This window comes from Pantoea sp. Taur (genome assembly GCF_009830025.1).
Lineage (GTDB): Bacteria > Pseudomonadota > Gammaproteobacteria > Enterobacterales > Enterobacteriaceae > Pantoea > Pantoea communis.
This window is the reverse complement of the sequence record NZ_SZZZ01000002.1, coordinates 305894-319383: the sequence shown is the minus strand read 5'-3', so window position 1 is coordinate 319383 and position 13490 is coordinate 305894. Positions and strand designations below refer to the sequence as shown.

The following is a 13490-nucleotide window of genomic DNA, read 5'->3' as shown; positions in this document are numbered from 1 at the left end:
GCAGCATTCCTGATGAAATGCCGCGTATTCAGCGTGTTAGCTAATCATCCTTTTCAGCAAAAATATCAGGAGCCCGGCACCGCCGCGCCGCTGGCGATAAACCAGGCGAGGAAACTGACGCCAGCAATGATGATGGCAATAGGGAAGAGCAGTCCGATTTTCATAATTATCCTGATCGTTAAGCGAGTTGAACAATGGCGCGATGGGTTTTCATCATACTGAACAGCTGGAATTGGCTGGCGTCATCCACCTCGCGCAGGTGTTCGCCTTTCTGATACCGAATGCGGTGAACATGCCCGAGTTGACGCCACACTACGATGGCCGAAGCCAGCAGGGCGCAGTTCTCTTCGCTCTGGATGCAGTCAAGTGTGGCGTAACGCTCTTCATCTAATCCATTAATGAAAACGTTCAACGCCTGAGGCGGCACAATGGCGCGGATATCATCCAGCATCACGCGGCTCACCGGCTGCGACAACAGCAGCGTCAACCTTTTGCTATTCATCTCATTCCTTCGTTGCGATGATTTTTCCAACGTTATACGGAATTCGCCACGTGGGGGAAAGCTCATCGGGCGGCTTTGCGTGACTGCCATGTTAAACAGCAGGCTGGCAGTCAGTCAAAAACTGTGTCGATCAACACAACAAAAATAAAAAATATCCTCAATAATAAGTCACTTATAGAAATCAGTCAGAATGTTGCCTGCAAATGCGATTTTGTGATCCTCATGTTGAAGACCCGCCGAATTTTGCCAGCAGCGCGCGCTTTCCGGCAGCCATCCAAAGGCTGAAGAAAAGCTGCGCACCGTAGACTGCTGCTAATCGGGAAACTATCGGTTTCCTGTGGGCCTCAACCTTACGAAGGAATAACAATGAACAGTGCCATTCTTGCCGGTATTTTATGGCATCTGGTGGGTGCCGCCAGTGCCGCATGTTTTTATGCTCCGTTTAAGCAGGTAAAAAAGTGGTCATGGGAAACAATGTGGTCAGTGGGCGGCGTGATGTCATGGCTGATTCTGCCATGGGCGGTCAGTGCCGTGCTGCTGCCCAACTTCTGGGCGTATTACGGTAGTTTTAGCTTCTCGCAGCTGCTGCCGGTGTTTCTGTTTGGTGCCATGTGGGGCGTCGGAAATATCAACTATGGCCTGACCATGCGTTATCTCGGCATGTCGATGGGCATTGGTATTGCCATCGGTATCACCCTCGTGGTGGGCACCTTGATGACGCCGCTGTTGCAGGGACGCTTTGTAGAGCTGTTCAGCTCGCCGGGCGGACGAATGACGTTGTTAGGCGTACTGGTGGCGTTGGTGGGTGTGGCGATCGTTTCACGTGCCGGTTTGTTGAAAGAGCGTGCACTCGGCATCAATGCGGAAGAGTTTAATCTCAAGAAAGGACTGGTGTTGGCGGTGTTGTGCGGCATCTTCTCCGCCGGGATGTCTTTCGCGATGGATGCGGCGAAACCGATGCATGAAGCGGCAGCCAATCTGGGTATCAATCCGCTGTACGTGGCCTTACCCAGCTATGTGGTGATCATGGGCGGTGGTGCGCTGGTCAATCTGGCCTATTGCTTTATCCGTCTGGCGATCAAACCCGAACTGTCGGTGCGCCGTGACTTCTCAGTGGCGAAACCGATGCTGATCGCCAACGTGGCCTTCGCCGTGCTCGGCGGCACCATGTGGTATCTGCAGTTCTTCTTCTACGCCTGGGGCCACGCGAAAATCCCTGCGCAATACGACTTTGTCAGCTGGATGCTGCACATGAGCCTGTATGTACTGTGCGGCGGTTTAGTCGGCTTGGTGTTGAAAGAGTGGAAAGCGGTGGGGCAGCGCCCGGTGCGCGTGCTGTCGTTGGGTTGTGTGGTGATCATCATCGCAGCCAACATCGTGGGATTGGGCATGGCCAACGGCTAATGAATTAGCCGCTTTAGAACAAGCCTGACGCACGGCAAGGTGCGTCAGGCTTTTATTTTATCGCTCAGTGAGGCGTGCTGAGGAAGAAAACGCTGGCGCCAGGCACTGGGTGTCAAACCGGTATCCCGCGTAAACACCACCGAGAAGTAATTGCTATCATCAAAGCCGCAGCGCGCGGCCACTTCACTGATTAAACAATCCTGGGTGCGCAACAAATATTTTGCCTGGCACAGCTGTAGCTGCCGCAAATAGTGTCCCACCGTCATGCCGGTTTGCTGACGAAACAGCTGCTTCAGTGCACGCTCATTTAATTCATTTTGCTGGCAAAAATGGGCCAGGTCGAATGGGCGGTGCAGTGCACCCTGTAAGGCAGACATCAGTAAATCAAGCTGTTCACCCTCCGGCAGCGCCCATGGACGGTCGGCGGCATAACCATGGCGGCGCAAGATCAACGCCAGCTGCAGGAACAGCGCTTCAGAGAGCTGGATCGACAACGAATCGCTTTTACGGCTCTCCCGCTCGAGCTGGCTGATCACGCCACGCGCCAGCGCCATGCCGCGCGTGGTTAAGCGCCAGCAGCTTGGTGCATCATCGTCCTGCGGGGGCAGCAGCTGGCTCCAGTCCAGACTCAGACGAAAGCGATCGCGGCAGTAAAGAATGTTATCCAGCGCCAAATCGTTGACGCTGTCATAACTGTGGCAATCATTGTCGCGGATATAGAACACGTCGCCGCAGGTAATCAACCACGGGCGATCGTTGAGCACGTGCAAGCCGTTGCCGCGCCAGACGATCACAATTTCACTGAATTCATGACGATGCGGGGGGAAGGAGGGTTGAGGCATGCGTTCGGCCACCGCAATCGGCAGATTGGTGGCCGGGAAATAGTCTTCGCGCGTCAAAATCAGCGACATGGGAACCACTCCAGTTACATCATCTGCTGGCGCTCCGCTCGGGGCGCGCAGCCAAATTCCCGCCGAAACAGCGTGGAGAAGTGGTTGCTGTCACCAAATCCACACTGATAGGCGATGTCCGTTATGCGCATATCGCTATGGCGCAGTAAATGCCGGGCCTGCAATAAGCGCAGACGATTCAGGTAGCGCTGCGGCGTATTGCCGGTTTGCTGCTTCATCTGACGATGCAGGGTGCGCAGCGAAAGCGAGAAGCGATCGGCCAGTGCATCCCATTCAATATCTTCACTGTAGTGCTCATTGAGCCAGTCAAGCAACCGATGCAGACGTGCTTCCTGATCCTGCGCCTGATCGTTGTGACCGGCTTCGCGCAACAGCACCAGCAGTTGCAAGAACAGCTGTTCCTGATGCGCCTGACGCTCCAGCGACCAGATCTCCTGCTGTTTCATCTGCGTCACAATCTGCAGCGCCTGCGCCATCACCTTGTGATTGATACGCCAGTGCGACAGATAGTTACCGTTTTCATCGCCGGGCAGCAATGACTGTAAACCAGAGAGAAAACGAAACGCTGCCGGGCTGCGATAAAGCACATTAGTCAGGCACAAATTCTCGGTCTGCTCATACAAATGGCGATCGTGATCGCGCACAAAGCACACGCAACCGGCGCACAGGGTCTGCGGCTGGCCGTTAAACACGTGAATACCGGAACCTTGCTCAACCAGCACGATTTCATGGAAATCATGATGATGTTCGGGAAAGGCCTGCTGCGGTACGCGCGGCTCAATAGCAATCGCGTAGTTTCCTTCCGGAAAGAAATCAGCACTGTGCAGAACGGTCATGATGCGCCTCTCGATTAACAATTTTGTAACCGAGTCTACGCAGGCGCTCTGCACCTTACCTTGAAATTTAAACCGCACAGCGCAGGAAAATGGCGAATTATTCAAGATCGGCCAAGTGATTGATGGAATTGCGGTAAAGCTCACAACTCTGTTGTTCCCCGGTTCTGTGAGCTTCCTCACGATCATCTTTGCCAGCCTGCCATCGACTATCACGCGCTGGCAGTAAGGGGAAGGTGGCAAAGCGCCAGTATTCATACGCTAAAGCCATCTCATCACAGGAAGAAACGCCATGAGTATGCGTAACATTGTTGCCATTGATTTAGGCGCATCCAGCGGGCGCGTGATGCTCGCACAATGGACCTCTGCTAACCAGCGCATCACCCTGCGTGAAGTGTGCCGTTTTGCCAACCAGCGTGTTCGTCGCAGCGGTTATGACTGCTGGGATCTCGACAGTCTGGAGCAGGCGATTCGCGCAGGGCTGGCGCAGTTAGATGATGAGGGCATTGTGCCGGACAGCATCGGCATTGATACCTGGGGCGTGGATCTGGTGCTGCTGGATGCCAACGGCGATCGGGTGGGCGAAACGGTCAGTTATCGTGACTCGCGCACCGATGGATTGATGGCGCAAGCGATCAATGAGCTGGGCAAAGCCGCCATTTACCAGCGCACAGGTATCCAGTTTCTGCCCTTCAATACCCTGTATCAGATGCGTGCGCTGCACCAGCAACAGCCGGACTGGCAGGCACAGGTCAAGCATGCACTGATGATCCCGGATTATCTGCATTATCGTCTGACCGGCAACATGAACTGGGAATACACCAACGCCACCACCACGCAGATGCTGAACATTGAAACTGGCGAGTGGGATAGCGAGTTGCTGTCGTGGGCAGGGATCGAAGCCGACTGGTTCGGCAAACCGACTGCACCGGGCAACACCGTCGGCAACTGGATCAATGCCAGCGGTAAAAAAATTCCGGTCGTGGCCGTTGCCACGCACGATACCGCCAGCGCAGTGCTGGCCACGCCGCTGATGCAGGAAGATGCCGCTTATCTCAGTTCTGGCACCTGGTCGTTAATGGGCATAGAAAGTCTGCAACCCTGCGTCAACCGCACGGCGCTCGACGCCAACATCACCAACGAAGGTGGCGCGGAAGGCTATCGGGTGTTGAAGAACATCATGGGACTGTGGCTATTACAGCGCGTATGCAGCGAATTGCACATCTCAGATCTCTGCGCATTGATTGACGAAGCAAAAAATGAATCCGCCTGTCGTGCCCTGATCAATCCTAATCATCCGCGTTTTATTAATCCCGCCAGCATGGTGCAGGAGATTCAGGATGCCTGCGCTGAGCAGCATATGCCGATTCCACAAAGCCCTGCAGCGCTGGCACGCACCATTTTCGACAGCCTGGCGCTGCTGTATCGCCAGGTGATAGGCGAACTGGGCAACCTGCGCGGAACCGCGATTCGCCAGTTACATGTGGTCGGCGGCGGCAGTCAGAACCCATTACTGAACCAGCTATGTGCCGATGCCTGCGAAATGCCCGTACTGGCCGGCCCCATTGAAGCCTCAACGCTGGGTAATGTCGGCTGCCAGCTGATGGCGTTGGGTGAACTGCGTGATGTGGCCGAATTACGTCGCTGCATCGATAAAAATTTCCCGTTAGAAACGTTTGCACCTCAGAACGCCAGCATCTTCGCTGCCCACCAGGCACGCTTTGCGGCACTGAGCCAACCTGCTAAGGAACTTGCATATGACAAAGCTGATTGAACAAGCCTTTGAACTGGCGAAACAACGCTACGCGGCGTTGGGTATTGATGTGAACCAGGTAATGACCCAACTGGATGGCATCCCGGTGTCGATGCACTGCTGGCAGGGGGATGATGTTCGTGGCTTTGAAAACCCGAATGGCGAACTGACGGGCGGTATTCAGGCCACCGGCAATTATCCGGGACGCGCTCGCAATGCGGATGAGCTGCGTGCGGACATAGAAAAAGCCATGTCGCTGATCCCCGGCACCAAACGCCTCAACCTCCACGCCATTTATCTGGAAAGCGATTCGCCAGTTGAACGCGATGCCATTGAGCCGAAGCACTTTAGCGGCTGGGTAGAGTGGGCGAAATCCAACAAATTAGGACTGGATTTTAACCCCAGCTGCTTCTCACACCCGCTGAGCGCCGACGGCTTTACGCTTTCCCATGCTGATAAAGGGATTCGCCAGTTCTGGATCGACCACTGCAAAGCCAGCCGCCGTATTTCAGCGCACTTTGGTGAACAGCTCGGGACACCATCGGTGATGAACATCTGGGTGCCGGATGGCATGAAAGATCTCACCATCGATCGTCTGGCACCGCGCGAGCGTCTGGCCAGCGCGCTGGATGAGGTGATCAGTGAGAAGCTCGACCCCCGTCATCATATTGATGCGGTAGAGAGCAAACTGTTCGGTATCGGCGCGGAGAGTTACACCGTGGGCTCCAACGAGTTTTGCCTCGGCTACGCCGCCAGCCGTCAAACGGCGCTGACGTTAGACGCCGGACATTTCCATCCAACCGAAGTGATTTCCGACAAGATATCCACTGCCATGCTGTACGTGCCGCGTTTGCTGCTGCACGTCAGCCGCCCGGTACGCTGGGATAGCGATCACGTAGTGCTGCTCGATGATGAAACCCAGGCCATCGCCACGGAGATTGCCCGCCACAAACTGTTCGACAAAGTGCATATCGGCCTGGACTTCTTTGACGCCTCGATTAACCGCATCGCCGCCTGGGTGATTGGCACCCGCAACGCAAAAAAAGCGCTGCTGCGCGCACTGCTGGAACCCAGCGATCAGCTGCGTAAATGTGAGCAGGAAGGGGACTACACCGCGCGTCTGGCACTGCTGGAAGAGCAGAAATCTCTGCCATGGCAGGCGGTCTGGGAAGCCTGGTGTCTGCGACATGATGTGCCCGCCGATGCCAGCTGGCTGAGCGAAGTGCGTCACTATGAACAACAAACATTGCGTCTACGATAAGGGATCTACCATGCAAAATATTCTCTCTTCGTCCTTTGTTCAGGACATGGTGAAAGCCACCAGCGATATGTGGTTAAAAGGCTGGGATGAGCGTAACGGCGGCAACGTCAGCCTGCGTTTATTGCCGGAGGAAGCTCAGGCCTGGTCAGCCGATTTTTATGCCGAACCGCGCTGTATTGAGTTAACCCAACCGGCGCCGGCGCTGGCAAACGATTGGTTCCTTGTCACCGGTTCTGGCAAGTTCTTCCGTAACGTTCAACTTGATCCCGCCGACTGTCTGGCGTTGTTACAGGTGGACGACAAAGGGCTGTCGTACAAAATCCACTGGGGTCTGAGCAACGGCGGTTTGCCGACCTCGGAACTGGCGGCGCATTTCCAGTCGCATAGCGTGCGCAAGCAGGTTTCCAATGGGGCTGACCGCGTGATCATGCACTGCCATGCCACCAATTTTATGGCGTTGAGTTACGTAGTGAATCTGGATTCCGCCCGTTTCACGCGCTTGCTATGGGAAGGCAGCACCGAATGTCTGGTGGTGTTCCCGGATGGCGTCGGTATCCTGCCGTGGATGGTGCCGGGAACCGATCAGATTGGTCAAGCCACTGCCGATGCCATGGCATCACACAGCCTGGTGATGTGGCCGTTCCACGGCATATTCGGTGCCGGTCCGAATCTGGATGAAACTTTTGGACTGATCGACACGGCCGAGAAGTCTTCAGAAGTGGTGGTGAAAGCCCTGTCGATGGGCGGGATTCGCCAGAGCATCACCACCGAACAGCTGGTGGCACTGGGAGAACGCTTCGCCGTCAAACCGTGGCAAGCGGCGTTGGATGCGGAGCGCAGTGATGTTGCGTAAAGCCTTTGTGATGCAGGTGCATGCGCACTGCCATGACGAATATTTGCGTCGCCATTCACCGATCTGGCCTGAGCTGGAACAGACGTTGAAAGCTCACGGTGCGCACAACTATGCGATTTGGCTGGATGCGGAGCGTAATTTGTTGTTCGCCAGTGTAGAGATAGAGTCGGAAGCGCGGTGGGAGGCGGTGGCAAACACGGAAGTGTGCCAGCGTTGGTGGGCATCGATGAAAGATTTGATGCCATCGAATGCGAACAATAGCCCGATCAGCCAGGTGTTAAAACCGATGTTTTTTATGCCTTAAGGATTTCAAACATGACACTTTGGTGCAAGTCAGGGGCGGCCTGGAGGTCGCACCTGACTGCAAAATGATAAAACATCGTCAGCAGGCTATGACGCGTTCAACGCGCAGTAGCCTGCCAGAGCGGGCCAGATGGCCATCTGCGTATCGACTATTCCATCGAGATCGTCACGGCTTGCGCCTTCACGGGCGCGCACTGACATGCCCTGCAACACGCAGGCCAGATAGCTGGCCAACGTACCGCTGTTGGCACACTGCGGCAATTCGCCACGCTGTTGCCGGACATCCAGAAATTGCTGCAAAGCCCGTTCCTGTGCATGGTGCTGCTTAGCCAGCATCTGTGCAATCTCGTCTGAGCCTGAAGAGAGCGCACTGGAGGTGCAGATAAAGAAACAGCCAGCGGGCTTATCGCACTCGGTAAAACAGGCTGCAGTAGCACGAAAATAGGCCTCAATCGCGGCTTTGACATCGAGTGTTCCATCCTTAAGCACCTGATTACGCTGCGCGCTGAAGGTATCGATGTAGCGCTGCATTGCTGCGCGGAACAAGCCTTCCTTATTCTCAAACTCCGCGTAAAGCGTCGGCGCTTTCGCCCCCGTCGCGTTCACCAAATCTGACAGCGAGGTGCCTTCATAACCGTGTGCCCAAAACAACATTAATGCTTTATCCAGCGCATCGTTGCGATCAAACACTTTGGGGCGACCACGCGTTTTGCGATTAAGCGTGTCGGTCATTTGCATCATAGGGACACCTCACTGCATGAAGAACATGTAATTAAATTACCGATCGCTAACTAAATATGCAAGCGCAGCCGATATTCCCTCTCATTCACTTTGCCCGTTTGTGCTTTACCTGCAGCACAACACTCATATCGATAAGTGAAAAAGGGCGCTAAAGCCCATAATCACGCCACTTCTTAATAAAATAATGACCGTTAATAAAATGATTGACGAGATGCCCGCTTCGGCGCTAGCATTTAATTAACGGTTGTTAACTTAATTCAGCCGACCCCTTTCATCTGCATAAGAGAGACGATCATGAAAAGCATCAAAATGGTATTAGCCGCAGTCGCACTGTCATCCATCGCATTTGGTAGCATGGCTGCTGAATTAGTGAATCAGGCACCATTGAACCAGCAGCAAATTGGTGTGGTCAGTGCATCAGGTAGCACTAACCTGACTTCACTGGAGAATCAGCTATCGGAGAAGGCGAGTGCTGCCGGAGCAAAGTCGTTCCGCATCACTTCGACCTCTGGCAACAACAAGCTAAATGGCACAGCGGTAATTTATAACTAATCACCAAAGCGCAAAGAATGGCGCAGGGGCGCACCGATGTGTGCCCCTGGTCGTGAAGCGAATTATCCGTTAGAGCGGAGTTGCGGATACCGACGGAAGATGGTGATACACCAGAACAACGCAACCAGTCCAATTAACCCCCCCACGTTACCCACATCCGACATTTTCATATGCAGGCTGACCTGGTTACCCAACAGGGCACCCGCACCAATCCCGATGTTATAAATACCTGAGAACAAGGACATCGCCACATCGGTGGCATCCGGTGCCAGTGACAGCACACGAACCTGCATCGCCAGGCCGATCATCATCATTGCCATGCCCCAGAAAATGCACAGCAGCGAAATGGCTGCAGGGCGCACGGCGGCAAACAGCAACAGCCCCATACTCAACGTGATGATGCCAATCGCGGCGAGTAACATCGCTGAGGGGAATTTGTTGCCCAGCGTACTGAACAGCACGCTGCCGATAATCCCGGCTGAACCGAACAGCAACAGCAGTAAGGTCGTGAAGTTCTCATCCGCATTCGCGACCACCTGCATAAAGGGTTCGATGTAGCTGTAAGCGGTGTAGTGCGCGGTGACCACCAGCGTCACCAGAATATACATTGCTACTAACGCCGGACGGCGGAACAGCATCGGTACGCTACTCAGTGAGCCTGTGTGCTCGCTCGGCAGACGTGGCAGTATCCGCACCAGCAAAATTAGCAGCACCAACGCTGACAAGCCGATCATGCCGAAAGTGGTGCGCCAGCCGAGGTATTGCCCAACGATTCGGCCAATGGGCACGCCCAACACCATCGCCAATGCCGTACCGGTTGCCAGCATACTCAACGCCTGGGTTTTTTTGCCAGCCGGAGCAACACGAATCGCGAGTGAAGCAGTAATCGACCAGAATACCGCGTGCGCCAGTGCGATGCCGATGCGCGAAATCACCAGCGAGGTGAAATCCCATGCCACGGACGAAAGCACATGGCTGGCGATAAACAGAATGAACAACACCGACAGCAGCAGACGGCGTTCTATATTCCGCGTCAGTAGCATTAACGGCAGAGATAACAGCGCAACGACCCATGCATAAATGGTCAGCATAATACCGACATCAGCGGTCTTCATGGCGTAGCTCGCCGCTATATCCGATAACAGGCCAACAGGTACAAATTCAGTGGTATTAAAGACAAAGGCGGCAATCGCCAGCAGCACAACGCGTAGCCAGGCTGTTTTACGTGAGACGGTAGTTGGTTGCATGGGGTTCAAATCGATCTGACAGCGAGTGAGGGGGCGAAACGAGCCCGGTTAAGTGACCTGCATCACAAATTGGGGCTATTGTGGAGCATTAATGAGCGGATGAAAACCATATAGACCGTTTTTATTCCTGAATATTTTTTATCGCTGAAGACCTGGTTAATAGCCTGAGGTTATTATCAATTCTTGCTTTTTGGCTAAGGGGTGAACGCAGGCAAGAACAATCAAAGCGTAGCGCTTTACGATTCCGTGATGAGGAAGTCGGCTGTTTCTGTATGAGAACGATGTGACAGCCGTACTTAACAACACGCCTTAAGCGCTACGCGATTGTCAGACCAGCATTATCAGAGTTGCACCATGTGTTTTAGCGCCACGCTATGCTGAGTGGTCAGGCTTTTTTTTACCGCCACCGGGCAACAATGCTCGCATCCCATCGCATTGGAATAGAATTTACGGGCTTGTTGAATGGCGGCCGTGGCGGTGTAGAAAGTCCCGAGAAAGCGCCGTGCACCATCGGAAGGGAGGAACGGGCAGCCTGTTGCATGTACCACATGGTTGTCGTTATAGCCTGCATGCTTATCGACGTAATAATAAAGTTGCATCTAACGTCCTCATTGCTGTGAAAAAAGAAAATCTAACTATTGTTGGAATAAAATGGATTATAGCGACGAATTGTCGTTTTGTTTTAAGTGGGACTATTTGAAAGCGCGATTCTGACGGCTTAAGCGAGAAGCGGGGCGCAGCGGCCCCGTCGTTCAGATGAAAGGTATTACAGTTTTCGGCACTGTAAACGCCAGCCGACGAACAAGGCCAGCAACAGCAACACACTGATGAACAGCGTCACGCCCGTCCAGCCATAGCTGTGCCAGAACACACCGCCTAACGTGCCCGCCACGCTGGAACCCACGTAGTAGCTGAATAAATAAAGTGACGATGCCTGGCCTTTGGCGCGGCGTGCGCGTGGACCAATCCAACCGCTGGCAACGGAGTGTGCGGCAAAAAAGCCCGCTGTAAACAGCATCATGCCGGGCAGTATCAGCCAGAGTGAATCAAAGGCGGTGAGCAACAACCCAGCCAGCATAATGGCGGTGGCGCCAATCATTACCGGACCACGGCCAAAGCGGCTGGTCATCGCGCCTGCTTTAGGAGAACTCCACGAGCCGGTCAGATAAACCACCGACAGCAGCCCCACCACCGCCTGGCTTAGCGACCAGGGTGCGCTTAACAAACGGTAGCCAATGTAATTAAACAGCGTCACAAACGCGCCCATCAGCAGGAAACCTTCTGCAAACAGGAACGGCAAACCCTTGTCGCGCCAGTGCAGGCGGAAATTGATAAATAAACTGCGCGGTCGCAACGAAGCGGGACGGAAATGACGTGATGCCGGCAGAATCTTCCAGAACATCAGTGCGCCTGCTAGCGAGAAGCAACCGATCACCCCAATGGCTACACGCCATGAGAAGAAGTCGGTCAGCACCCCGGTGAGCAAGCGTCCGCTCATGCCGCCAATAGAATTTCCGCTGATGTACAGCCCCATCGAGAAGGCAATAACGCGGGGATGAATCTCTTCACTTAAATAAGTCATCCCGACCGCTGCCACACCGCTGAGAGACAACCCAATCAGTGCACGCATCATCAAAATGCCTTGCCAACTGGTCATGGTGGCCGAAATCAACGTGCAAATGGCGGCGAGCATTAAGGCAGTGACCATCACCGACTTACGCCCGATGGCATCGGATAGCGGGCCGGTCACCAGCAAGCCCAGCGCCATCAAACCCGTTGAGAGTGACAATGAAATACTGCTCTCAGCGGGAGAGACGCCAAACTGCTGTGACAACACGGGCAGAATCGGCTGCACACAATACAGCAGCGCGAAGGTGGCCAATCCAGCGGAGAATAATGCCAGCGTGACGCGCATAAACTGCGGCGATCCACGTTCAATCCATTCGGAGGAGGCTACGGTTGAATCAGGCTTAGCGGACAACTCGTCTTCACGAATTGTCACTGCCTGGGAAGAGCGACTCACGGAATATCCTTAGATGAGAAACGGTCTGATTACTGTAGGAAAATGGGAATAGGTTGTACAATATATTAATAATCTCAAATGAGACGTTTAAAGTATGAATATTGAGTTGCGCCATCTGCGATATTTCATCGCCGTTGCGGAAGAGCTGCACTTTGGCCGCGCGGCGCAGCGGCTGAATATCTCCCAACCGCCGCTCAGCCAACAGATTCAGCAGCTGGAGCAGGAGATTGGCGCACAGCTGTTTACCCGCACTAATCGCAGCGTGCAGATCACACCTGCCGGTCAGTTGTTTTTACAGGATGCGCGCGTCATTTTGCTGCAGGTTGAACAAGCCGCCAGTAGGGCAGCGCGTGTGCACAGTGGACAGGAAGGCGAGCTGCGTATTGGTTTCACCTCTTCCGCACCCTTCACCGGCCTGGTTTCGGACGCGCTTTATCAATTTCGTCAGCGTTGGCCGGAAGTGCACATTTCGATGCAGGAAAATAACACGCGTCAGCAGTTAGCACCGCTGCACGAAGGTCGGCTGGATTTGGGCGTGATGCGCAACACACCGTTGCCAAGCGATTTACAGCATCGGGTGCTGTTGCGCGAGCCGTTGTGCGCGCTGGTGCACTGGGCACATCCGCTAGCGGATGCCGAAACGATCTCTATTCAGGCACTGGCCAACGAGCCCTTCGTGTTTTTTGATCCACAGGGGGGGACCGCGCTGTACGGGGAAACACTGGCGCTGCTGCACCGTTATCAAATCAAACCCTTTATTACTCAGGAGGTGGGCGAGGCGATGACGATTCTCGGTCTGGTCGCCACCGGATTGGGTGTTTCCATATTGCCGGCCTCATTTCGGCGTGCGCGACTGGCTGATGTGGTGTGGATTCCCCTGCAGGAGCACGATGCCATTTCTGAAGTCTGGCTGGTCTGGTCAGCCACGCGGCAACCCACTGCGCAAATGCACAATATGATGCAATTGATGATGCAGAATGCCGAAATTTAAATCGTCTGATGATCAATGGCCCGATCTTTATGTGCGATAAATCACATTTCTAATCAAATATTTGACGCTGCCTGCCAATCTGCATCACCATAGCTGCTGTTTATTTAGAAGCGCGA

15 protein-coding genes are annotated in these 13490 nt (G+C 54.2%); 7 read left to right on the top strand and 8 right to left on the bottom strand.

Features of this window, described 5'->3' with window-relative positions; translation table 11 throughout:
- Positions 1–65: 65 nt before the first annotated feature.
- Complete coding sequence (locus FD744_RS03850; RefSeq protein WP_141399000.1) at positions 66–164, bottom strand: YoaK family small membrane protein; 99 nt, start codon at positions 162–164, stop codon at positions 66–68.
- A 14-nt stretch (positions 165–178) separates the two neighbouring features.
- Positions 179–502 carry a hypothetical protein gene (locus FD744_RS03845; RefSeq protein ID WP_034831195.1) on the bottom strand — a complete coding sequence of 108 codons (324 nt, stop codon included), beginning with the start codon at positions 500–502 and terminating at the stop codon, positions 179–181.
- A gap of 366 nt (positions 503–868) precedes the next feature.
- Between FD744_RS03845 and rhaT the strand changes: the two genes are divergently transcribed.
- The gene (rhaT, locus tag FD744_RS03840) at positions 869–1906 is read left to right on the top strand and encodes an L-rhamnose/proton symporter RhaT (protein ID WP_034831194.1); all 1038 of its coding nucleotides are present in this window, start codon (positions 869–871) and stop codon (positions 1904–1906) included.
- Positions 1907–1950: 44 nt separating this feature from the next.
- On the opposite strand, the gene rhaR is transcribed toward rhaT, so the two are convergent.
- Together rhaR and rhaS are read right to left on the bottom strand one after the other, a co-directional pair.
- Positions 1951–2817 carry an HTH-type transcriptional activator RhaR gene (rhaR, locus tag FD744_RS03835; RefSeq protein ID WP_058962076.1) on the bottom strand — a complete coding sequence of 289 codons (867 nt, stop codon included), beginning with the start codon at positions 2815–2817 and terminating at the stop codon, positions 1951–1953.
- A gap of 14 nt (positions 2818–2831) precedes the next feature.
- Complete coding sequence (rhaS, locus tag FD744_RS03830; RefSeq protein WP_160867374.1) at positions 2832–3653, bottom strand: HTH-type transcriptional activator RhaS; 822 nt, start codon at positions 3651–3653, stop codon at positions 2832–2834.
- Positions 3654–3942: 289 nt separating this feature from the next.
- Between rhaS and rhaB the strand changes: the two genes are divergently transcribed.
- From rhaB to rhaM, 4 genes are read left to right on the top strand one after another with little or no spacing between them, the layout of a single operon-like run.
- A complete protein-coding gene (rhaB, locus tag FD744_RS03825; RefSeq protein WP_160867373.1) occupies positions 3943–5424 on the top strand; it encodes a rhamnulokinase in 1482 nt (493 codons plus the stop codon).
- Positions 5408–6664, top strand: a complete 1257-nt coding sequence (locus FD744_RS03820; RefSeq protein WP_160867372.1) for an L-rhamnose isomerase — start codon at positions 5408–5410, stop codon at positions 6662–6664. The genes rhaB and FD744_RS03820 overlap by 17 nt, the downstream gene beginning before the upstream one ends.
- A gap of 10 nt (positions 6665–6674) precedes the next feature.
- Complete coding sequence (rhaD, locus tag FD744_RS03815; protein ID WP_160867371.1) at positions 6675–7517, top strand: rhamnulose-1-phosphate aldolase; 843 nt, start codon at positions 6675–6677, stop codon at positions 7515–7517.
- Positions 7507–7821: an L-rhamnose mutarotase gene (gene rhaM / locus FD744_RS03810; RefSeq protein WP_160867370.1), complete on the top strand. Its 315-nt coding sequence runs from the start codon at positions 7507–7509 to the stop codon at positions 7819–7821. Before rhaD ends, rhaM begins: the two co-directional genes overlap by 11 nt.
- A gap of 86 nt (positions 7822–7907) precedes the next feature.
- Here rhaM and FD744_RS03805 read toward each other — a convergent pair whose 3' ends face one another.
- Positions 7908–8561, bottom strand: a complete 654-nt coding sequence (locus tag FD744_RS03805) for a TetR/AcrR family transcriptional regulator (RefSeq protein WP_160867369.1) — start codon at positions 8559–8561, stop codon at positions 7908–7910.
- A 294-nt stretch (positions 8562–8855) separates the two neighbouring features.
- Between FD744_RS03805 and FD744_RS03800 the strand changes: the two genes are divergently transcribed.
- Positions 8856–9113 carry a YdgH/BhsA/McbA-like domain containing protein gene (locus tag FD744_RS03800; protein WP_034831180.1) on the top strand — a complete coding sequence of 86 codons (258 nt, stop codon included), beginning with the start codon at positions 8856–8858 and terminating at the stop codon, positions 9111–9113.
- A 62-nt stretch (positions 9114–9175) separates the two neighbouring features.
- On the opposite strand, the gene FD744_RS03795 is transcribed toward FD744_RS03800, so the two are convergent.
- The 3 genes from FD744_RS03795 to FD744_RS03785 form a co-directional block, all read right to left on the bottom strand.
- Positions 9176–10360: a sugar transporter gene (locus FD744_RS03795; protein ID WP_034831177.1), complete on the bottom strand. Its 1185-nt coding sequence runs from the start codon at positions 10358–10360 to the stop codon at positions 9176–9178.
- Between the two features lie 341 nt (positions 10361–10701).
- Positions 10702–10959 (bottom strand): hypothetical protein, encoded by a 258-nt coding sequence (locus FD744_RS03790; RefSeq protein ID WP_034831174.1) that lies wholly within the window; start codon positions 10957–10959, stop codon positions 10702–10704.
- Positions 10960–11126: 167 nt separating this feature from the next.
- The gene (locus tag FD744_RS03785; protein ID WP_160867368.1) at positions 11127–12383 is read right to left on the bottom strand and encodes an MFS transporter; all 1257 of its coding nucleotides are present in this window, start codon (positions 12381–12383) and stop codon (positions 11127–11129) included.
- Between the two features lie 94 nt (positions 12384–12477).
- Here FD744_RS03785 and FD744_RS03780 point away from each other — a divergent pair, with 94 nt between their 5' ends.
- Positions 12478–13374: a LysR family transcriptional regulator gene (locus tag FD744_RS03780; protein ID WP_097117090.1), complete on the top strand. Its 897-nt coding sequence runs from the start codon at positions 12478–12480 to the stop codon at positions 13372–13374.
- Positions 13375–13490: the final 116 nt, after the last annotated feature.